Source organism: Parasediminibacterium schistidii (assembly GCF_046546515.1).
GTDB lineage: Bacteria > Bacteroidota > Bacteroidia > Chitinophagales > Chitinophagaceae > Parasediminibacterium.
In genome coordinates, this window is record NZ_JBKHKJ010000004.1 from 165,934 (window position 1) to 188,774 (window position 22,841).

Sequence of the window (22,841 nt, forward strand, 5' to 3'; positions counted from 1 at the left end):
ATATGCATTATACCATTTTAAGCCTAAGTAACGTTCTGTATAAAAGCATCAAAACTCCCAACCCCTAATACTTTTTCCGAGATAAAGCCTTCGGCATATTGCACACCAATGCGTTTGCCCAGCATTAACGCCCTTGCCTTTACCGTTTCTAAAAACTGTGGGGAGGATATATAGGTTTGTGGTTCGTCAGTACCGGGACTGTTAAACTGTGTAGTATAGCAAAGTATCGCTTCTATTTTTTTGTCATGCGCAGCAGTTATGTCCATCACGAAAGAAGGTTGAATAAACCTGTCTTGTATATAATGGAATATATATTTCGGCCTCCATGCTTCTTGGGGTTGCCCTTCGCTAAGGGTTTCTATTTTACGCAAACCCGATAAAAAAGCTGCATCCGATACCAGCTTGGCACTACGCCCATGATCGGGGTGGCGGTCTTCTGGGGCATTGCATAAGATAATGTCTGGCTGGTACTTCCTAATGGCAGCAATCACCAACCGTTGGTGGGCTTCATCGTTCTGGAAAAAGCCGTCTGCCATTTTCAGGTTTTCCCTTATGGTTGCCCCCATCACTTTTGCAGCATTGGCGGCTTCTGTGTATCGGGTTTCAACACTGCCACGGGTGCCTAGCTCGCCTTGGGTAAGGTCTATAATGCCTACTTTTTTGCCTTCGGCAATGGCAGTGATGATAGTGCCGCTGCAACCTAGTTCCACATCGTCTGGGTGAACGCCAAAAGCTAGTATATCTAATTTCATAGTTTGTTTTTTAGTAGCCACTAAGGCACAAAGGCTCAAAGAGGCACGAAGTTATTTCCTTTTCTTCTTAGTGTTGCTTCGAGCCTTTCTGCCTTAGTGGCAAAATAATAAACAAAAAAAATCCCGTTCAATAAAAACGGGACATTTTTTAATGTTATTGATAAAAGAAAGGTGATTAGTCTTTCTTGGCATAACGTTTTTTGAACTTGTCGATACGGCCTGCAGTATCAACCAATACATTTTTACCAGTGTAAAAAGGGTGTGAAGTATTGGAAATTTCCAATTTCACTACAGGGTATTCTTTACCATCTTCCCATACAATTGTTTCTCTTGTATTGGCGGTAGATTTGCTTAAAAATGAAGTCCCGTTACTCATGTCTTTAAAAACGATAAAGCGGTAACTAGTAGGGTGGATACCTTTTTTCATATATTTCTTTTTAATGAAGGTTATACGGATTTTGCCGTATTATTATTTTTATTTTATGGGCAGCAAAAGTAGGAAGTAATCTTTATGCAGCCAAAACTAATTATACCAAGGATAAATGATTTGGTTCTAAAATTCTTAATTCCTAATTTATAATTCCTAATTAACTTTTCATATTGTCAAACTGCAAGGGGAAGCCCAGCCCTGCTGCCCTGCATTTGGCCATTACTTCTTGCAGGTCGTCTATTTTTTTGCCAGTTACCCTTACTATATTATCCATGATGGCAGCCTGCACTTTTATGCCGCTGTCTTTTATCAGCTTCACTATTTTTTTTGCATCGTCCTGTTTTAGCCCATTGCGGACGGATACTTCTTTTTTTACCACTTTGCCGCTAGGGTAGGCCTCTTTTTCAAAGTCGAACGCATTGGCATCTATGCCTTGCTTCATGCCCCTGCTTATCAGCACGTCTATAATCTGTTGCAGCTTCATGTCGCTGTCGGCCTCTAGCTTCACGATAAAATCTTTTTTATTCAGCTCTATTACTACATGGCTGTTTTTAAAATCGAACCTGTTTTCTATTTCTTTTTTTACGGTATTGATGGCGTTGTCTAGAGTTTGCAAGTCAACTTTACTGGCAATATCAAATGATGGCATAATCGGTAAATTTTTTTGGCAAATATATACCACTGATTAAATGATTTGAATGATTATAATGATGGAAGCCCTTGATTTTAAATCGTGGTATAAAAATAATTTTCGGAAACCATTTTCTGACGGGTATAGCCTTAGTCTTTTTTTTATGCGGTGATATTATGAAACTATCATTGCTTCAAACCCTGAAGGGGTTGAACAATAGTAGCCACGGGTGCAACCTGTGGTAAAGAATAGCAATTGGGGATAATCTTGAAAGGGCAGAACTGTTTACGGCCTCATTTTTTAGACTGCCATGCAATAGAAGGTGATGGTAAGTTTAACCCCTTTTGGGATTGATTGCCGCTTCAAGCCTACCACGGGTTTCACCCATGACTACTATTGTTTAACCCTTTCAGGGTTTCTAGTAAAAGCATCAGCATCTCAAAAAAGTATCAGCCCCAACAATTGAGGTGTTTTGTACTTGATAAATCTATATGCCTATGTTATTAAATCACAGCCTTTGCCACTTTTTTCTTCTTTGGCTCGCTTTTTTTCACAAAAGTATCGTCAAAAAAGCAATCCATGTCGCGCCTGTTGCCGCAGCTTCCTTGTTCTTTCAAGGTTATCTCATTGCCATTGAACGTGAAATCTATAATGCAAGGGTCGCCGCTTTGGTTATAGATACCTGTGGTATCATCCTTCATTTGCAGCGTGCCTTTTAGCTCGCCCTTGCAAGTGCCTTCTTTTTTCTCAAAATGGATAAAAAACAAATAGTTCTTGGCATCTTTCCCATCACGGATGGAAATATAGTTTTTACTATCCGTTACATATTCGCCGCTTAGTTTGTTTTTTCTGGGGAACGTGTCTATGGGGTTAATCACAATGTCTTTTTTGGGGTCTTCGTTATTGTCATTTATTACTACCATAAAAACGCCAGCAGTATTGTAAACCCAGCCTACCCGTGAAAATTGCAATTGCTTTGTCTCTGCATTTGTTTTTTCCTTGCTTACTACAAATGTTGGTTCCCTATTAATGGAAAGAGAGTGCACATAACCATCGTTTGCATTGTCTGCAAGTAGGCTTTTGCCAGCAAGGAATTTGTTTTCCTTGTTAAATACCAATACTGCTACCTGTGTTTTTTTCTTCTGGGTAATATTAAGCAACAAGTAAATTTCTTTTTCCTTGTCAATCCGCCCAGCGGGGTGTATGTCGAATTTAGCATCGGTATTTACTAACTGCGTTAAAATACTGTCAGGCACAAACTGGCTAAGCACTACATGACTAATAGCAATTGTGTCGGCCAATGAATTGATATTGGTATCGGCAAGCGTGTAAGGCAATGTAATGGGGGCAAATGCCGCTATAAAATCTTTTGCCTTCACGGTGCTTGTGCCTGAAAGATCTGTTTTTTTGTGCTTGCAGCTAAAAAGCATAAAAGTAAGCAAAACCAATAAGCTATATTTCATGGGATGCGTAAATTTTTGATTCATATTTTTTACTGGGGGTTAAATACATTTGTCTTTATGATTTCAAAGTTACCCAACGTAGGCACTACCATTTTCACCACGATGAGCGCGCTTGCTGCCAAACACAAAGCGATTAACCTAGGCCAGGGCTTTCCAGATTACCCCATGGACGAACAATTAACCGCTTTGGTAACAAAAGCGATGCAAGATAACTACAATCAATATATGCCCATGGCTGGTTATGCGCCTTTGCTGGAAGCTATTGCCGCAAAAGTACAAAAGCTATATGGCACAACAGTAAACCCGCAGCAACAAATTACCATTACCCCTGGCGGCACTTATGCTATTTATTCAGCCATCACCGCCATGATAAATAAGGGAGATGAGGTAATTGTGTTTGAACCAGCGTATGACAGCTACATACCCAATATAGAAGTAAACGCGGGCAAAGCTGTAAGGCTGCAATTGCTACACCCGACTTATTCAATTGACTGGGCGGCTGTAAAGCAAGCCATCACGCCCAAAACACGCATGATTATCATTAACTCCCCACACAACCCATCGGGTGCAGTATTGAGTGCTGATGATATACAACAACTGAGGAGGGTAGTGGCTGGTACTGACATTTGTATTGTAAGCGACGAAGTATATGAACACCTGATTTATGACAACCTGCCACACGAAAGCATTTTGAAATACCCCGACCTGCTGGAAAGGGCTTTTGTTTGCTTTTCTTTTGGTAAAGTATATAACTGCACTGGCTGGAAGGTTGGCTACTGCATAGCACCCGAGGCATTTACAAAAGAATTTAGGAAAGTGCACCAGTTTAATTGCTTTAGCGTGAACAGCCCCATGCAGGTAGCATTGGCAGAACACCTGCAAGATGAGCAAGCCTATTTGCAGCTTGCACCCCAATTGCAAAGAAAGCGTGATTATTTTAGGGAATTGATGGCGGCTACACCTTTGAAAGTAGTCCCATCGCATGGCAGTTATTTTGAATTGTACAGTTATGGCGGCATTAGCAATGAAACAGAAAGCAACCTAGCAACTAGGTTGGTGACAGAGTGCGGCGTGGCCACCATACCCACATCGGCATTTTACAAAGATGCGATTGACAATAAAGTATTGCGGTTTTGCTTTGCAAAAAAAGAAGCAACTTTGGAAGAAGCTGTGGAAGGATTGAAGGGGTTTGAGTGGGAAATAGGAAATAAATAGATCAGTTTGTTAAAGCAAAATAAGTAATTTTTAACGCAAAGTACACAGAGCAACTTGCGCAAGTAAGTCGCAAAAGAGTTGCTAAAATAAAGAAAAAAGTTGCACTTAAAGGAGGCAAAGGCTATGAAAAAATGTTATTTAATACTGAGCGTATCTTTAATCCAAATTACTTAGCTTTCTTCTTATTGTTCCAAAACATAGATAATGCTTGTTTAGGTAGAAATATACTATATTGATATTGATAAAAAAAGAACTATGAAATCGCTATTAGTCCGAAAAGGCAGCTAGTTACCCTTGTTTCTGTGCAAAGATATGGTTTTGCCAATTATCTAGAAAATATGGGTGAGACTTAAAAAGATTTTTCGCTTACTAAATTCTGAAACGCCTGTTTTGTCCGTTTTTGAACTGGCGGAGTGGTCAAAAAAAAGTGGCTGCTAACTGATAATATACGCAACTCACTCGGGAAGGACTCCTGTCCTGTTTGTAGCCGTTACTTGATTTGCATAACATATTCGTTTATTTTTTTAGTGAAGTAACGATTAGGCATAGACCAGAGGCCATAAGCCAGTTGCTGATAGTAAAAAAAGGCTAGAAGGGATTATATGCCATTTGTTAACAGTGCTCTTGTAGACCTGGACTAGATAGGATTTCTTTTCGTTTTTGCCATCCCCAAACTCACCTTTTCGCATCCCCTCATAACTCACTACTGACCACTCACCATTCAGTATTTATAACCCATAACGTCATAATAAAATTTTTTATGTGCCAATTTGTACCTTCTTTGCATATAAACACGGAATGGCATTAATATTGACATTTCATTCCGGCTTTTGCATGAGCAGTTGCCAACTTTGCATATAAACACGGAATGGCATTAATATTGACATTTCATTCCGGCTTTTGCATGAGCAGTTGCCAATGCTAATGCGACATTTTGACTAAAATTTGAATTGACTTATAATGACAAAAAATAAATTGGTTTTTCAGGGAGACGATGAGTCCGATTTCATGCCCATAATACCTATTAACGAAAATGAGAGTGAGCAGGATAAAAACATGGTGATCCCAGATGAAATACCAATTCTTCCATTACGCAATACAGTCCTTTTTCCTGGCGTGGTACTGCCAATAACAGTGGGCAGGGACAAAAGCATAAAAGCGGTACAGGAAGCCTACAAATCCGATAAGCTAATTGGCGTGATAGCCCAGAAGGATACCAATGTTGAAAACCCAGAAGCGGCAGACTTGTGCAGCATTGGCACAGTGGCCAAAATAATCAAGCTGATAAAAATGCCTGATGGTGGCACTACCATTATTATACAAGGGAAAAAAAGGTTTGAATTGCTGGAAATAACAAGCGATGACCCATTTTTCAAGGCCCGGATTAACGTGCTGGCAGAAGATGAAAAACCTGTTAATGACAATTTTGAAGCATTTCTTGGCAGCATCAGGGATTTGGCTACGCAGATTATACATTTGTCGCCCAACCTGCCTACCGAGGCTTCTATTATCCTTAAAAATATAGAGAACCCTACTTTCCTTATCAACTTTGTAAGCAGCAACCAGAATGTAGAGCTGGTAGAAAAACAGGCTTTGCTGGAAACAAACGACATTACTGAAAGGGCTGAAAAACTGATACACTTGCTGCAACGGGAGCTTCAGTTTGCCGAGCTAAAAGACAAGGTAACCAACAGGGCTAGGGTAGAAATAGACAAACAGCAACGAGACTATTTCTTGCAGCAGCAACTAAAGAGCATTAAGGATGAACTCGGCGGCGACAGCAACGAAAGGGAAATAGCCGAGATGAAGAAAAAAGCCGAGGCCAAAAAATGGCCAGAAGCAGCTAAAACCCTTTTTAACAACAACGTGCAGAAACTGGAAAGGATGCACCCAACCACGCCCGATTATTCCGTGGTGTACAACCATCTTGATTTGTTGCTAGACCTGCCTTGGGACGAGCATACAGACGATAATTATGACTTAAAAAATGCCAAGAAAGTATTGGATACAGACCATTATGGCATGCAGAAAATAAAAAACAGGATACTGGAATACTTGGCTGTGTTGAAACTAAAAGGCGACATGAAAAGCCCTATCCTTTGTTTTATTGGCCCACCGGGCATTGGTAAAACATCGCTTGGCAAAAGCATAGCACATGCCGTTGGCAGGAAATATGTGCGGGTAAGCCTTGGCGGTCTGCATGATGAAAGCGAGATTCGTGGCCACCGCAAAACCTATATTGGGGCAATGCCAGGCAGGATTTTACAAAATATCCGCAAGACAAAAACATCGAACCCAGTAATGATACTGGACGAGATAGACAAAATAGGCAGCGACCATAGGGGAGACCCTTCCTCTGCATTGCTTGAAGTGCTGGATCCTGAACAAAACAATAGCTTTTACGACAATTACCTAGAGCTGGAATACGACTTGAGCAAAGTATTGTTTATTGCCACGGCCAATAATATTCAAAATATACAACCTGCCCTAAGGGATAGGCTGGAAATTATAGACCTAAGCGGCTATGCCGTGGAAGAAAAAATAGAGATAGCAAAAAAACACTTGCTACCCAAGCAAAAAAACGCGCATGGGCTAGATAAGGTAAAGCTGAAAGTGCCTGATAAAGTAATTGAAAAAATTATTGAAAGCTATACAAGGGAAAGCGGGGTAAGGGAGCTAGACAGGCAGTTGGCCAGCATCATGCGGTACCATGCCAAGGAAGTAGTGATGGAAAATAAATTTAGTGCCACAATGGCCTTAGCCGATGTGGAGAAAATTTTAGGTTCTGCCCGATATAGCAATGATATTTATAAAACAGTAAATATGCTAGGCGTAACCGTAGGCTTGGCATGGACTTATGTGGGTGGCGACATCCTTTTTATAGAAACCGTATTAAGCGAAGGCAAAGGCGAGCTGAAACTGACGGGCAACCTAGGTAATGTGATGAAGGAAAGTGCATCCACGGCACTTACTTATTTACAGGCAAATGCCAGCAAATGGGGCATCAACCAAGAAGATTTTGCCAAGAAAAACATTCATGTGCATGTGCCGGAAGGGGCAACACCTAAGGATGGCCCAAGTGCAGGCATTACCATGCTTACTTCCCTTACGTCTGCATTTACAGGCAGGAAAGTGAAGCCATATTTGGCCATGACTGGCGAAATAACACTGCGAGGGCAAGTATTGCCCGTAGGCGGCATTAAAGAAAAAGTACTGGCAGCAAAAAGGGCAGGCTTAAAAGAAATAATTATGTGCTGGCAAAATGAAAAAGACGTACAGGAAATTGACAGCACATTTATTACTGGCGTTCAATTCCACTATGTAAAAGAAATGCAGCAAGTGCTTGACATTGCACTGGTATAGTAGATTAGGTTTTAAATTCACAGATATTTAATGCAAAAAAATAGCTTTCTTGAAAAAGGAGGCTTTTTTATTTAACTGATAGTGGAAAGTAGCTTTATACAAGTAAGCAAGTAATAAAATAAACAGTGACTTAATACTTCGAGCGTTCGTGCCTGTGGCTAAAAAAAGCATATTCGATTTGATGAAGAGTAACAGAAGGGTATTCCGTTTTCAATTCCATTAGAAACAATTTGCTTTTTTCTTGTTTCACCAATGTGCACAGCCTATATGTTTTCCAGTCCGTCATTGGGTGCCTGGTTTTTATATTTAATACTGGCTTCAAGCAATACCATGCTTAAATTGCTATATAATACTTCGTGCTGTGCTTCTATGTTTTTATGAAAACTTTCAGGTAGCCTTGCCCAGTCAAACAATTCTACTACTATGGGTATGTTGCTTTCTTTTATTTTTTCTTTTACGTTTACAAAAACTTCGATGGGCATTTTTTGTAAAGATGGGGTTCGCATTACCAAATCAAGGTCGCTGCCTTCGTGCGCTTTGCCACTCACACGGCTGCCATAAGCCCATACTTCTATGGGTGTTTCTACACTGTTAAATATGGCTATCAAACGCTGCTTATCTTTAGCTCTCAGTATCATTCCCTTGTTTTTTTGATTGCTTCAGCAATTAAGGTTGCATCGGTAATGAAATTTGGTAACAGCACCAATGTTTCTTCGGCAAAGTTTACGCCATAATCGTGTGCGGTACTGTTTCGATTGTCTCGGTATTCTAAAAAGTTCTCACACAATTCTAGTGAAATAATGCTCCGCAACACACATTGCTTAAACACCTCTTTAAAATATAGTTGATCCACGGCTTTTGCGGAATGATAATAAGGCTTTAAGGTTTTACGCAGTAGTTTCCCACATTGTTCCAGGATAATTTCAAATTCCTTTACACAAGCCGAACGGTACATGTCATAATCTATTTCTTCTGGGTTGGCTTTTTGCAATAGCCCAAAAGCTTTTTCTAAAGTGCTAATGGACCGCTCTAAATAAGTGGTATCTATTTTAGTCATAATGAATACCTAAATTTTGATAAATTCATTTTTATGGCTTGTCTCAATTCATTTGCTTTTTGCATTTGTTCCAATAAAGTGGTAGAAAGTATTTGTTTTCTCCCCCATCATTTGCTATACACTATATAGTCATAAGCCATCAACTCGAATGTCTCCCCTTTTTTAAAGTTGTACCCCAACCCTGAGAAAATATTGGTAAACTCACCATCCAGCCAGTCATGGTCCACTTTTATATGTATTTTGTTGTCGCTGCCATAATTAATCAGTACCAAAACCACTTCTTGGTTGTGCCTACGCAAAAAAGCCATAACACAATCGTTGTTGGTAGGCAATATGAAGGTTTCGCCAATGGCTATTGCATCCCTTTTATGTAGGGCTAACAGGCTTTTATAAAAATCGTGCAGTTGCGTGGGCTTGTTCCAAATTATTTCATCCTTATTAAAAAACTCAAGCCGCTTTTTGCTAGGGCTTTCCTGCCCGCTATAAATAAGCGGCACACCCTTGCTCCAAGTGCAGGTAAACACAGCAAAACACTTAGCAGCGTTGCCAAATTTTTCATACTCGGTGCCGTTCCAGCTATTCTCGTCATGGTTGCTGGTAAAGAACAATTTTAATGCTTGGGCAGGGTACTGGCTGTAGCCATGCAAAATATTGTAGGTTTCAGACAATCCTTTCTTGCCTTTCATAAAATGTTCTGTGCCGTGCATCCATGCCCATGCATAGCTAACATCATATACATCATGGTAAGCTATATCTTCACATTCAGCCAACCAAAACAATGGTTTTATGGCATCGCACTGTTTCCTTGCCTCACTCCAGAAAGTGAGGGGTACAAGGTGTGCCATATCGCACCGGAAGCCGTCAATATTAAATTCCTTCACCCAAAAACGCATGGAGTTTATCATTTCTTCCCGCATTTCGGCATTGTCATAGTCTAGGTCTATCACGTCTTTCCAGCCATTGCGCTCGGTAAAATTGCCTTGCGAATCCGTCTTATAATATGCAGGGTTGTCTTTGGTCCAATGGTGGTCCCAGCCTGTATGGTTGGCTACCCAGTCGATGATGATTTTAAAATCCAGCTCGTGTGCATAATCAACCAGCACCTTAAAATCGCTCAAAGTACCAAATTCGGGGTTTATACCCACATAGCTGCTGCAGGCATAGTAGCTGCCTAGTGTGCCAAGCCGTTCTTTTTTGCTGATAGGCGTAATTGGCATCAGCCAAAGTATATCTACTCCCATGTCACGCAAACGAGGCAAATGCTTGCCAAAAGCTTCAAAAGTACCCTCGTGGGTATATTGGCGGATATTTACTTCGTATATATTGCTCCCTTTTGCCCAGTCAACGGTAGTGAATAGTGGCTCCATAGTTTATAAATTAATAATCCACAAAGAAATAGCTTTATTTTTATCTCCGATGAACGAAAACATGAAGCTGGAGAGAAAGATAAGCCTTTTACAGGCAACTGCCATCAATATGACGGACATGGTTGGCATCGGGCCCTTTGTGGTGCTGAGCGTTGTGGCCGAAATAATGGCTGGCCCTTGGTTTTTATATGCGTGGATAGCGGGGGCATTGCTGGCTTTTGTGGATGGCATGGTCTGGAGCCAGCTTGGATCCACCTACCCCATGGCGGGTGGCAGCTACAACTTTTTAAAAGAAGGCTTTGGCTCCAAATGGGGCAAGCTGATGAGCTTTTTGTTTGTTTGGCAAACGCTGATACAAGCCCCATTGGTGATAGCTTCGGCAGCCATCGGCTTTGCGCAATATTTTTCTTACATAGCACCTTTATCCGATTGGCAAAGCAAAGCCATGAGCGGCAGTGTGGTGTTGCTGATTGTTGCCTTGCAATACAGGAAAATAGAAGCCATTGGAAAAATAAGCGTGCTGCTGTGGATGGGCGTGCTGGCCACCATGGCATGGATTATTGGCGGGGGTATATGGCATGGCCATTTTATAGAACCTATATTGCATATAAACGATGGGTTAACCGTAAACCATGCTTTTGCGGCAGCCATTGGCTTTGCGGGTGTAAAAACCATGTACAGCTACTTGGGCTATTATAACGTATGCCAACTAGGCGGCGAAATCATCAACCCCCAGAAAAATATACCCAAAAGCATGTTTATATCTATTGGGGGCATTGTCGTGCTGTATGTGTTGATGAACATTAGTGTAGCATCTGTGCTGCCACTAGCACAGATGCAGCATAGTAAATTTGTGGTAAGCCTTTTTGTGCAGCAGCTAGCCGGACCCACATTTGCCACCATAGCCACGGTGTTGATACTATGGGTTGCTTTTGCATCGGTGTTTTCCGCCACGCTGGGCTATAGCCGTGTGCCTTATGCCGCTGCGCAGGATGGGGCATTTTTTCCCATCTTCGCCCGTCTGCACCCCACTAAGCATTTTCCCTATATATCCTTGTTGTTTTTAGGGGGCGTGGCATTTGTGTTTAGTTTATTGTTCAAGCTGAAATATGTGATAGATGCCATCCTAGCCATGCGGATATTGATACAGTTCATAGGCCAAGCCATTGGCCTTTTGCTATTGGTAAAAAGAAAAGGGAAAGCACATTTTGCTTGGAAAATGCCACTATACCCCCTGCCTGCCATACTGGCTATTGTGTTCTGGGCTTATATTTTTTATTCCACTGGCACTACCATGATGGTGGGGGGGCTTAGCGTGATTGGCCTAGGGCTTGTGGCTTATGGGGTGAAGGAGCTTGTGGTAAAAAAGGGGTAGGAAATAGCCTTTATCTTGGATAGCAACGTGCATATCCAGCTCGGAGGAAAGTGGTATTAATATTTTTTTAGATTTTTTTAGTAAGTTTCAATAATTGTACTAAACTTGTATCGTTATTAGATTAATGATAACCATAAATTAAGCCAAACAAATGTTATTATGAAAATTTCAACTTTACCCTTGTTGTTGCTTTTGCTTGCGAGTGGAAGCCTTTTTGCCCAAAATATTTCTAGCAAAGAAGTTGGCAAGCTATTGTCCAATACAAGCATTGCTAAAAAATCGAGCACGGAATATGTGGTTTCAAATGCTTATGAAGATGCCCAGCTTGGCCTAAAACATGTATATCTTCAACAAGCTTACAAAGGGATTAAAGTATATACCGCAATACAATCGATGGTATTTAAAAACGATACGCTGCAATACCAAACCAGCAGTTTTATCCCTGATATTGCATCAAAAGCAGGCAGTGCTACTCCTGTTGTTTCTGCACTACATGCTATTGGCGATGCTGCTACCTATTTGGGTTTATCAAAACCAGTGCAACTTTCAGAAATAAAGAACAGCTTTGATGCCAATAATAAAATTATTTTTTCCCCTGCTGGCATAGCCAAGCAAAATATAGCTACCGAGTTGGTATGGGCAAGTTACGACAATGGCAAAACGGTGCAATTGGCATGGAACATAAGCATTGACGTGGCTGGTTCAGACGATTACTGGAATGTGCGTATCAACGCCATAAATGGACAATTTATAAACAAAGATAATTATACTGTGTACGAAAATACCAGTATAAAAAAGACAACACCTGTTAAAAAAAAAGACCAAAAAGAAAACACATTAGCCATAGCTGACAATGCCACAATGATGGGGCAGCATATTACGGATGCACCGCCCCCTGGTGTAACTACTGCATCGTACAATGTAGTGCCTTACCCTCTTGAGAACCGCTTTGTAGGCAGTATTGCGTTGGAAACCGACCCCTGGTTAAAAGCAGGAATTGGCAACAATGCTATTACTTATGGCTGGAATTATGATGGGGCTACTGCCTATAATTATACAAGGGGCAACAATGTATATGCTTATGAGGATAGCCTGAAAAAAAATGCACCTGGAAGGCCAGCTTTATCTACCACGGCATTGCCTACGCTAAGTTTTAATTACACACCCGATTTCACATTGCAGCCAACCGACCCCAATAACCGCCAGTTTGCCACTACCAATATGTTTTACTGGAATAATATCATGCACGATTTATATTACCAGTATGGATTTACCGAGGCAGCAGGCAATTTTCAAAACGATAATATTTCTAGAGGGGGAGTAGGGACAGACTATGTAAAAGCAGAAGCACAAGATGGCGGCGGTACCAATAATGCCAACTTTAGCACACCTCCAGACGGCAGCAGTGGCAGGATGCAAATGTACTTGTACAATGCCGTGTTTAGCCCACTTACAATTACTAAGCCCGCTTACCTTGCCGGTATTGACTCATTCAAGGAAGGAGTAGTAAGTGTTAACAATTCGCTAAGAAAAGTTGGGCCAATAACTGGGCAGGTAGTACTATATTATGACAATGCCGCCGGTACTGTACACCAAGGTTGTGCCGCTGCCACAAATAATATTTCGGGTAAGATTGCGTTTCTCAATAGCTCTAGCTGTACTTATGCCAGTAAAATAAAAAATGCACAAAATGCTGGCGCTATAGCCGTGATTGTTGGCAGGACGTCTGGGCCAGCACTTTTAATGGGTGGCAACGACAGTTCAATTGTTATTCCAGCAATTATGATTTCTAGCACAGACGGCAACAAAATAATAGCGGCTTTAAATAAAAATGATACCGTGAATGCGACTATCGCTCCAGGGGTAAGGTTTGATGGCGCCCTTGACAACAGCATTGTATCGCACGAATATACGCATGGCATATCTAACCGCTTGACTGGTGGGGGGTCTAACACTTCTTGCCTCAGCAATAAAGAACAAGGCGGAGAGGGATGGAGCGATTATTCTGGGTTGATGATGACCACCGATTGGGCAACAGCGCAATTAACAGATGGCACTAAAGTAAGGGCCCATGGGCAGTATGCCAGCAGCCAAATACCGGGAGGATTGGGAAACAGGGTATATCCTTACAGCACGGATATGTCAATAGACCCACATACTTATAAAGATTTGACGAATGTGCTTTACAACGGCGAAGTACATTATATTGGAGAAGTATGGTGTTCTGCATTGTGGGACATGACTTGGAACATTATACAACAAGAAGGTACTATTAATAGTAATTTATACAACCCAGCAGCAGGTGGAGGTAATGCGATTGCCTTACAATTGATGGTAACTGGGCTGACATTGCAAAAATGTAGGCCAGGGTTTTTAGATTCAAGAGATGCTATTTTAGCGGCAGACTCTATTTTATATGGGTTCAAGCATAAATGTTCTATATGGAATGCTTTTGCGAGAAGGGGTATGGGGCTTAGTGCGGTTCAGGGGCTTTCTGATAGCACCAACGATCAGGTGCCTGCTTTTGATGTGCCAGTTTGCCTATTGCCATTGCACCTGCTTGGTTTTAAAGCTTCTCAATCGGGCAAGGGCATACAATTGGAATGGAATAATGCGGAGGAAATAAATACCAAGTTGTTTACTGTTGAATATTCAACTGACGGTAATAATTGGTCTTTATTGGCATCAGTACCAGCAAAAAATACCTCAGGGGCTAATAGCTACACATTTTTCCATGCAGCGCCTGCCGAGGGCAGTAATTATTACCGCTTAAAAATGACAGACATCAACGGCAGCTTTGCTTATAGCAATATATCCACCGTGAATATTGGCAGCAAAGCGGCTTTCAGCATTTATCCTAACCCTGTAAAAGCGAAGTTGTCTGTGCAATGGGCAAGTACAAAAGCCGAAAACAGTACATTGTTGGTTACAGATATGCAAGGGAAAATTTTGCAGCAACAACCTGCAAATGTTCAAAAAGGTAACAATTTGTTTATTTTAAATACCGCTTTGCTGGCAAAAGGTACCTATATTTTGATGATAAAGGGAGAAAAAACAACACAACAAGTATTTGTAAAAGAGTAAAGGGATTAATTGCAACAAAGGAACAAAGTAGCACGAAGGGTTTAAGAAAAGGATTGCATATTTTACACAAGTGAAGTTTAAAGCATAAAAAAAGGCCGCTCTTTTGAGGAGCGGCCTTTTAGTAAATGGTAACCTTTCATAGCAAATGCGCTTATATCAATAGCCTCGAAATGCAGGCTAGATTGTCATTAATCTATTTTTACTACTTTCTTATTGATTGTATCGCTATTAGTAGCAATAATTACGGTATAAACCCCTACTGGTAACGATTTAAAAGCTGGCAGGTTTAGAGCCGTGAGCCCTTTTGCAGCTTGCGCTTTTTGCTGTGCCACCATTTTGCCGTTTGCATCAACCACACGAATGGTAACTAATTCATCTTTTGCCAAATAAAGGCTTAGGTTCATGTTGCCATTGCGTACTGGGTTTGGCGATACCTCGGCAGATATAGATTTAAAGCCAATGGCTTGGTCAACTACAATGCTTATTATATTGCTGTATTTATAACTTCCATCCTTGTCTATCAGCCTTAAATGGTAATATACTTTGGTAGCAGTAGGGGAAACCTTATCTATATAACTGTATTCATTAATAGTTGCATTGCCTTTGGCAGCCAAAGTGGCTGCATTTTCAAATTCAATACCATCGTAGCTCCTCTCAATTACAATAGAAGCGGTATTTATTTCATTTGTAGTGGCAATATACAAGCTGGTATAAGGGCTCGTGATGGTATGTGCCGCAAAGTATTTGATGGTTGAAGGAAGTGTAGTTGGCAGAGAGTAACATATTTCAAGCCTTGCCCTTCTATTGCTGTCTGATGCTTGTGCCGCCTCAAAAACCATGGAATTGTAAGGGTTGTTTTCTGTTTGCATTTTTAACATCATGCCAAAATTGCTATCAGGTGTGCTTACCCATTTCTGTGCAAAATCAGATATGTCTAATGTATAGTCCTGTGCAGTAGAAGTGCTTTGCGGCAATGTTTTTTGTGTAGTAGTATCGATATTTGGGGTATTGATCCAAGAAAGCGTTATGGGAGACCAATTTGATGTTATTTTTTGAACTAAAACAGCATTCTTGGTGCCGTAGGTTGGTTGCCCTATTACACCATTAGTTGCACCCGTTGTTTTGGCATATAGATACAGGTTTGCACTATTAATTTTTGCATTTTTTGGGATGCTTGTCAAATCAATTGTTGTAAGCGTCCTCCCGTTATAATAAGGAAGGCCAATACTGTTTGCACTCCATGCAAACATAGCCAATTCGCCCTTACTTGTTTCAACTCCTGCACCAGGCTGATTGCTTATTTTATAAGAATTAAACAATGCAGAGCTCGTAGTCTCGGTAACTGCTAATTGCGAAGCGTTTGTTGGGCAGAATGTTGCGTTATAAAGTGATGTTACTTCTGCTTGATTTAATGCCCTGTTGTAAATACGGATATCATCTATAACGCCATTGAACCAATAAGGCGTGCTTGTAACAAGTGTTGGGTACCTGCCAATATATAAATCGTGAGGGCTTGTTAAAAAAGTAGAAATTGAATCTACATTTTGGGCTATCAAAGTACCGTTAAGGTAATATTTAGCCGTTTTGCCATCGCAAGTAATTACGCAATAAACCCATGTACCTTTTTGAACAAATGGGCCTTTGGCACTTGTTATCACCCCTGGTGCAGCATAGCTTTCATGTAGTGTATCGGGTGCCAAGCCAAAGCAATGGGTATTATTTGTATATGGGGCATCAACAAGATAACTTACAAATCTATTATTGTTATCCTCATCCACGCCAGTGCCTACAATATAATTTGCATGGCAATTACCTTGGTAAAAACCATTTACTTTTATCCAATGGCAAATAGAAAGTGTTTTGCTTGAATTTAAGGTAGTGTTGCCAGTTATGCGCATATAGCTGCTGCTGCCATCAAATAAATACGCACTATTGGGTTTACCAAACCTGTCGGGAGTTAATATGGCATTATTAAAAACAGGGTTGTTGTTATTGCCGCTGGAATCATTAGCATTGCCAGTAAAAGGATAGTAGGCCATTAATCCAGTGTTTAGGTTTACTGCTGACGAGTCAGTGTATAGAGTAGTTGCTTCTCGGGTATTTAATACCCTGTTATAAATTCTAATATCGTCTAGTACACCATTGAACCAAAAAGGATAGGCACTGTTATTACCTTTTCCAAAAAGCAAATCTGCGGTATTGGTAAACCCACTAAAGCCTGACTCGAAGTGCTGGAATTTCAAAACATTATTTATATATAATTTGGAAGTATCGTTGCCTAAAGTATATAGAATATGATACCATTGATTTTTTTGTACATATGGTTGGTAGGGATTGCCATTTCCACAACAAGTTGCACCATAAAAATTTTGATGAACAGTATCTAAAGGTAGCGAGCATGATTGTCCGTTGTTATAGCCAGTTGGCGAAAATATCATGTTATATGCTCCAAAACCGTTAGTGGTCGCATCATTTTTTTGCATTATTGAATTTACTTGACAAGCCCCACTATAAAATCCATTCACTTTTACCCACATACTAATTGTAATAGCAGTGGTGGAATTTAATGATGCGGCATTTTTAATTTGCATATAACTATTGCTGCCATTGAATAAATAGGCACTATTGGCATTGCCAAACCTATCCGTGGTTAGTGTGGCATTGTTAAAAACTGGGTTATTTCCATTGCCGCTAGAGTCATTTGCATTGCCGTTGAATGGGTAATAAGCCATTAAACCTTGGCTTAGGTTTACCTGTGCAAAAGAGGCAATTGAAAAAAGCAAAAAAGCTGCTACTAATAAGTTGTTCCGCATATTGCCACAACAATTTTTAGTTAAATTTTTATCCATAAAATAGTTTTAGCCCCAAACGAATTGAAGGGTTGATTTTTTAATAAATTCAAGTACATATTATATTACTCCTGTTATAGTACAAAAGGTTGGGTTTGTAGAAATTTTTTTTTAAAAAGTTATTCAAAGTAAAGCCTTTAAGAAACAGCAACTATTTCTTTTGCCTAGAAAATAGTGTAAAACCCAAAATGCCATTAGATTTGCTGCAATTTATTTGGCTATATGAAAGTAGTGATTTTTGCAGGTGGCCTCGGCACCAGGATTTCGGAAGAAACAGGTACTCGGCCAAAACCGATGGTAGAAATAGGAGGAAAGCCTATTATTTGGCATATTATGAAGGGCTATGCAGCACATGGGTACAATGAATTTATTATTTGCCTTGGCTATAAGGGCTATATAATTAAGGAATATTTCATGCACTATTTCCTGCACAATTCGGATATAACCATTGATGTTGCCAATAACCAAATGGAAGTGCACGGCACTAATTCGGAAAATTTTAAAGTAACTTTGGTGGAAACTGGTGCTACCACCAAAACTGCCGGGCGTTTAAAAAAAGTGCAAAAATATATTGGCAATGAGCCATTTATGCTTACTTATGGTGATGGGGTTGCAGATTTGGATATTAGCAATTTGGTGAATTTTCATTTGAAACATGGCAAACTAGCTACGGTTACGGCAGTAAACCTTGAGGCAAGGTTTGGCGGCATGGATGTAGATGCAGACGGGAAAGTATTGGCATTCAGGGAAAAAGCAAAAGATGAGGGCAAATGGATAAATGCTGGTTTCTTTGTGCTAAGCCCAGACATATTTAAGTACTTGGAAGGTAACATGGAAGAAATGATGTGGGAAGACAACCCACTGGAACAATTGGCCAATGCAGGCGAGCTGGTCGCTTACCATCATCATGGTTTTTGGAAATGCATGGATGCCTTGCGGGATAAAATAGAATTGGAAGCACTTTGGCAAGAAAACAATGCACCATGGAAAAAATGGGCATAAGGTAACGTGCTTTGATCCTTCAAATTATTTAATAATATATGCGTATTTTAATCGTTGGGAATTTGGGCTACATTGGTCCTGTGCTTACTAAACACTTAAAACTGAAATACCCAGGCTGCCATTTAATAGGCTATGATATAGGCTATTTTACGCATTGCACCACTACCAAGGGGCCTATGCCAGATATATACTTAGATACACAGTATTATGGCGATGTTCGGCAATTTGACGAAAACTGCTTGTCTAACATTGATGCGGTGGTATATTTAGCCGCTATATCAAACGACCCCATGGGTAATGTTTTTCAAAAGCCTACTTATGAAATCAATTGCGATGCTGCTGTTACAATGGCAAGCATGGCTAAAGCAAAAGGGGTGCAGAAGTTTATATTTGCCAGTAGTTGCAGTGTTTATGGCTATGCAGACGGATATGCCAAGACCGAGGACTCGTCTGTAATGCCTTTGACAGCGTATGCCGAGTCTAAGATAAAGGCAGAAACTTTATTAGAGCCATTGGCAGACACTAATTTTGAAGTATGTTGCCTACGGTTTGCCACGGCCTGTGGCTTTAGCGACAGGTTGAGGCTAGACCTAGTGCTGAATGATTTTGTAGCCTCTGCTTTGCTTTTGAAAAAAATAGAAATTTTAAGCGATGGCACGCCTTGGCGGCCTTTGATTCATGTTTCCGATATGGCTTTGGCCATAGATTGGGCTATCCACAATGCCATTAAAAATAGTTTTTTGGTAATGAATACTGGCAGCAACAGGATGAATGTGCAGGTAAAAGGATTGGCAGAGGAAGTAAGCCAAATTGTAAGCAATGTAGAGGTAAACATAAACAAGGATGCACAGCCCGACAAGCGATCGTACAAGGTATCTTTTGAATTATTTGAAAAACTGGCACCAGAAGCGTTCCAGCCGAAATATGATTTGGCGGCAGCTATTAAAGACTTAGTAATTGGGTTGGAGTGGATTGGTTTTTCCGATAACAATTTTCGCAATTCTAGCTTGATAAGATTGAACGTGCTTCAAAGCTATCTTGCCAACGGGGTCTTAGACAAAGGCCTTTCCTTTCAACATAAATCATAATAAGGAATGGATTTTAATGAATTGGCTATAGATGGTGTGTTTTCTATTCAATTGAAACCCCTTGGGGATGCGAGGGGGTGGTTTGCTCGTACTTTTTGCAAAGATATATTTGCAGAACATGGCCTTAATGGAGATTGGCAGCAGATGAACCACTCCTTTACTGCCCAAAAAGGAACTATAAGGGGGATGCACTTTCAATACCCACCCCACCAAGAAATTAAAATGGTACGTTGCATAGCTGGTGCTGTTTATGATGTGATTATTGATTTGCGTGAAGGTTCGCCAACATTCCTGCAATATGTAGGATTGGAATTAAGTGCCGCAAATACGAAAATGATTTATATCCCAAAAGGGTTTGCCCATGGGTTTCAAACCATCAGCGAAAATGCAGAGCTAGTGTACCAGCATTCTGCTGAATACAACCCAAAGGCAGAGGGGGGCATACGTTTTGACGACCCGGCAGTTGGGATTGTTTGGCCTTTGCCTGTGGCCGACACATCTGAAAAGGACAAACAGCACTTATATATAGATAAAGCAATTTTCAAAGGGATTTGAATACAAGTTTTTGCTTACTACTGTTATTAAAATAATTTATAATTTTCTTCCATGCAATGCAGATTTTGTACAACACCGCTTACCAACGTTTTCATAGATTTATTTAATTCGCCCGCCTCTAATTCATACCTAACGGCTGAGGAATTGAACGAGCCGGAAACATTTTACCCATTAAAAGTATATACCTGCCCCGAATGTTTCTTGGTACAGGTAGATGAATATAAAAAATCGGATGCTATTTTCGATAGCAACTATGCGTATTTCTCGTCCTATTCTACCAGTTGGCTGGCACACGCCAAAGCGTATGTGGAAAAAATGATTGGGCGTTTTGCATTTGATGCAAACTCACAGGTGATAGAAATAGCATCCAACGATGGGTATTTATTGCAATATTTCAAGCAAAAAGGCGTGCCTGTTTTGGGGATAGAACCCACTGCAAACACAGCTAAAGTAGCCCTTGAAAAAGGGATAAAATCGGTGGTTGATTTTTTTGGGGTAAGGCTAGCCAAAGAGTTAGTCGCAAAAGGTATAAAAGCAGATTTGTTGCTGGGCAATAATGTGTTGGCCCATGTGCCTGATATTTTAGATTTTGTAGGTGGGATGAAATATATACTGGCAGACAAAGGCGTAATAACAATGGAGTTCCCCCATTTGATGAAATTGGTAGATGAGAACCAGTTTGACACCATATACCATGAGCATTTCTCCTACTTGTCTTTTTACACAGTACAGCAAATTTTTGAGTCGCAGGGGCTTGAAATGTTCGATGTGGAGGAAGTATCTACGCATGGAGGCTCGCTTCGCATATATGCAAAGCATAAAGCAGATGCCAGCAAAGCAATAGCTGGCAATGTGGCTGCATTATTGGAAAAGGAAGCAGGAAAGGGCATGAAAACAATGGCCTATTACGAGGGATTTACCAAAAAAGCATTGAAAGTAAAGATTGATCTAATTAGTTTTTTAATAGAACAAAAAAGGGCAGGCAAAAAAGTAGCTGCTTATGGTGCTGCTGCTAAGGGTAATACTTTGCTAAACTACTGCGGCATTAAATCTGATTTGATTGATTATGTAGTAGATGCCAACCCACATAAGCAAGATAAGTTCCTACCGGCTAGCCATATACCCGTGCTTAGTGAAGCCCACCTGAAAAAAGACCAACCAGATTTTGTTATCATCCTTCCTTGGAACCTGAAGGCTGAAATAACAAAGCAATTGGCATATATAAGCGATTGGGGCGGCAAATTTTTAGTGCCTATACCAGAGGTGGAAGTACTTTAATTTTTTTTCGCCATAAAGGCACTAATACACGAAGAAGCACAAAAAAAAGAAGAAAAGAATTGAAATATTTTTTTCTTTCTCCTTCGTGCTGCTTGAGCCTTAGAGTCTTTGTGGCAAAAAAGCAGAAATGGCAAAAAACCAATGCAATGAGCAGGTACTATTCTTACTTAAATACTGCAAAGCAAATCATTGCCAGTTACGATGGGGCGTTGCCATTGGCTACTTGGCTAAAGCCATTTTTTGCTTCCCGCAAGCAAATGGGCAGCCGGGATAGGCGGGAAGTAGCCTCGATGGTTTACCAATATTACCGCCTTGGCAATTCTTTGCCAAATGCTATTGTAGAAGATAGGATTTGTTCAGCCATTTTGTTATGTAATAATTTGCCACATGCCTTGTTGGCATTGCTGAAACCAGACTGGAATGAACAAATAACGCTTCCTATCGATAAAAAATTGCCCTTAATTTATAATACAAATATTAAGCAACTATTCCCTTTTTTGGGCGAAACAGACAAAGAGGTGAATAATAATGATTTTATATTGTCGCACCTTATTCAGCCAGATTTATTTATTAGGGTTAGGCCATCCTACAAAGTACAAGTAGAAAAGAAGTTGCAAGCAGCAGGTATAGAATTTTTAGCTTATGAGCCAGACTGCCTTGCCCTAAACAATGCTACTTCTATTGCTAACTTGTTAGAAGTTGATAAAGAAATAGTAATACAAGATTATAGCTCCCAGCAAATAGCCCGGTTTTTGCAGCCATTAGCCAATAGCAAGCGCATGCTGAAAGTGTGGGATTGCTGTGCAGCTAGTGGTGGCAAATCAATTACGGCACTAGATACATTTGGCAATATCGACTTAACGGTAAGCGACATCCGCTTATCTATCATCCAAAATTTAAAGAAAAGATTTGAACAAGCGGGCATGAAGAAATACCGCTCATTTGTAGCCGATGCTTCAAAACCAGTTGCTCAATTAAAAGGCCAATTGTTTGATTTGGTTATTTGCGATGCGCCTTGCACAGGCAGTGGCACTTGGGGCAGGACACCCGAAAACCTCGTGTTTTTTAAAAAAGAAAATATTGGCAAATATGCTGGCTTGCAGCAGCAAATTATTGCCCAAACAGTCCGTAATGTAGCCGATGGCGGCTATTTCCTATATATTACTTGTTCTGTTTATAAAGAAGAGAATGAAGGTGCTGTGGCATTTATGCAAAGGCAATTCCCCGGTTTGCAATTGGTGCAGCAAGAACTAATTATTGGCTACACTAAAAAAGCAGATACTATGTTTGCAGCCCTTTTTAGGAAGGTGGATGTTTTACTCACCACATAGG

17 protein-coding genes are annotated in these 22,841 nt (G+C 40.5%); 9 read left to right on the forward strand and 8 right to left on the reverse strand.

Features of this window, described 5'->3' with window-relative positions; all coding sequences use genetic code 11:
* Positions 1-23: 23 nt before the first annotated feature.
* The 4 genes from bshB1 to ACHFIY_RS03760 all read right to left on the reverse strand — a co-directional run bounded on the left by bshB1 (position 24) and on the right by ACHFIY_RS03760 (position 3,276).
* Positions 24-752: a bacillithiol biosynthesis deacetylase BshB1 gene (bshB1, locus tag ACHFIY_RS03745; RefSeq protein ID WP_410844722.1), complete on the reverse strand. Its 729-nt coding sequence runs from the start codon at positions 750-752 to the stop codon at positions 24-26.
* 175 nt (positions 753-927) lie between these two features.
* Entirely contained in the window at positions 928-1,179 is a 252-nt protein-coding gene (locus ACHFIY_RS03750; RefSeq protein ID WP_410844723.1) for a type B 50S ribosomal protein L31, read from the reverse strand.
* A 160-nt stretch (positions 1,180-1,339) separates the two neighbouring features.
* Positions 1,340-1,831 (reverse strand): YajQ family cyclic di-GMP-binding protein, encoded by a 492-nt coding sequence (locus ACHFIY_RS03755; RefSeq protein ID WP_410844724.1) that lies wholly within the window; start codon positions 1,829-1,831, stop codon positions 1,340-1,342.
* A gap of 485 nt (positions 1,832-2,316) precedes the next feature.
* On the reverse strand, positions 2,317-3,276 hold the full coding sequence (locus ACHFIY_RS03760; protein ID WP_410844725.1) for a hypothetical protein: 960 nt from the start codon (positions 3,274-3,276) through the stop codon (positions 2,317-2,319).
* Positions 3,277-3,333: 57 nt separating this feature from the next.
* On the opposite strand from ACHFIY_RS03760, the gene ACHFIY_RS03765 reads away from it, so the two are divergent.
* Entirely contained in the window at positions 3,334-4,491 is a 1,158-nt protein-coding gene (locus tag ACHFIY_RS03765) for a methionine aminotransferase (protein ID WP_410844726.1), read from the forward strand.
* A gap of 960 nt (positions 4,492-5,451) precedes the next feature.
* Entirely contained in the window at positions 5,452-7,854 is a 2,403-nt protein-coding gene (gene lon / locus ACHFIY_RS03770; RefSeq protein WP_410844727.1) for an endopeptidase La, read from the forward strand.
* A 263-nt stretch (positions 7,855-8,117) separates the two neighbouring features.
* Here the strand turns inward: lon and ACHFIY_RS03775 are convergent, their stop codons facing one another.
* The 3 genes from ACHFIY_RS03775 to ACHFIY_RS03785 all read right to left on the reverse strand — a co-directional run bounded on the left by ACHFIY_RS03775 (position 8,118) and on the right by ACHFIY_RS03785 (position 10,278).
* A complete protein-coding gene (locus ACHFIY_RS03775; protein WP_410844728.1) occupies positions 8,118-8,492 on the reverse strand; it encodes a nucleotidyltransferase domain-containing protein in 375 nt (124 codons plus the stop codon).
* On the reverse strand, positions 8,489-8,911 hold the full coding sequence (locus tag ACHFIY_RS03780) for a nucleotidyltransferase substrate binding protein (protein ID WP_410844729.1): 423 nt from the start codon (positions 8,909-8,911) through the stop codon (positions 8,489-8,491). The genes ACHFIY_RS03775 and ACHFIY_RS03780 overlap by 4 nt, the downstream gene beginning before the upstream one ends.
* Before the next feature lie 107 nt (positions 8,912-9,018).
* A complete protein-coding gene (locus ACHFIY_RS03785) occupies positions 9,019-10,278 on the reverse strand; it encodes an alpha-amylase family glycosyl hydrolase (protein ID WP_410844730.1) in 1,260 nt (419 codons plus the stop codon).
* A 49-nt stretch (positions 10,279-10,327) separates the two neighbouring features.
* Between ACHFIY_RS03785 and ACHFIY_RS03790 the strand changes: the two genes are divergently transcribed.
* Together ACHFIY_RS03790 and ACHFIY_RS03795 are read left to right on the forward strand one after the other, a co-directional pair.
* Positions 10,328-11,653, forward strand: a complete 1,326-nt coding sequence (locus ACHFIY_RS03790) for an APC family permease (RefSeq protein WP_410844731.1) — start codon at positions 10,328-10,330, stop codon at positions 11,651-11,653.
* 159 nt (positions 11,654-11,812) lie between these two features.
* Positions 11,813-14,737, forward strand: a complete 2,925-nt coding sequence (locus tag ACHFIY_RS03795; RefSeq protein WP_410844732.1) for a M36 family metallopeptidase — start codon at positions 11,813-11,815, stop codon at positions 14,735-14,737.
* A 188-nt stretch (positions 14,738-14,925) separates the two neighbouring features.
* Here ACHFIY_RS03795 and ACHFIY_RS03800 read toward each other — a convergent pair whose 3' ends face one another.
* On the reverse strand, positions 14,926-17,586 hold the full coding sequence (locus ACHFIY_RS03800) for a LamG-like jellyroll fold domain-containing protein (RefSeq protein ID WP_410844733.1): 2,661 nt from the start codon (positions 17,584-17,586) through the stop codon (positions 14,926-14,928).
* A 222-nt stretch (positions 17,587-17,808) separates the two neighbouring features.
* On the opposite strand from ACHFIY_RS03800, the gene rfbF reads away from it, so the two are divergent.
* The 5 genes from rfbF (at position 17,809) to ACHFIY_RS03825 (ending at position 22,840) form a co-directional block, all read left to right on the forward strand.
* Positions 17,809-18,588 (forward strand): glucose-1-phosphate cytidylyltransferase, encoded by a 780-nt coding sequence (rfbF, locus tag ACHFIY_RS03805; protein ID WP_410844734.1) that lies wholly within the window; start codon positions 17,809-17,811, stop codon positions 18,586-18,588.
* A gap of 38 nt (positions 18,589-18,626) precedes the next feature.
* The gene (locus ACHFIY_RS03810) at positions 18,627-19,676 is read left to right on the forward strand and encodes an NAD-dependent epimerase/dehydratase family protein (RefSeq protein ID WP_410844735.1); all 1,050 of its coding nucleotides are present in this window, start codon (positions 18,627-18,629) and stop codon (positions 19,674-19,676) included.
* A gap of 6 nt (positions 19,677-19,682) precedes the next feature.
* Positions 19,683-20,231: a dTDP-4-dehydrorhamnose 3,5-epimerase gene (rfbC, locus tag ACHFIY_RS03815; RefSeq protein ID WP_410844736.1), complete on the forward strand. Its 549-nt coding sequence runs from the start codon at positions 19,683-19,685 to the stop codon at positions 20,229-20,231.
* A gap of 51 nt (positions 20,232-20,282) precedes the next feature.
* Entirely contained in the window at positions 20,283-21,509 is a 1,227-nt protein-coding gene (locus ACHFIY_RS03820) for a methyltransferase domain-containing protein (protein ID WP_410844737.1), read from the forward strand.
* A 146-nt stretch (positions 21,510-21,655) separates the two neighbouring features.
* Positions 21,656-22,840 carry an RsmB/NOP family class I SAM-dependent RNA methyltransferase gene (locus ACHFIY_RS03825; RefSeq protein ID WP_410844738.1) on the forward strand — a complete coding sequence of 395 codons (1,185 nt, stop codon included), beginning with the start codon at positions 21,656-21,658 and terminating at the stop codon, positions 22,838-22,840.
* Position 22,841: the final 1 nt, after the last annotated feature.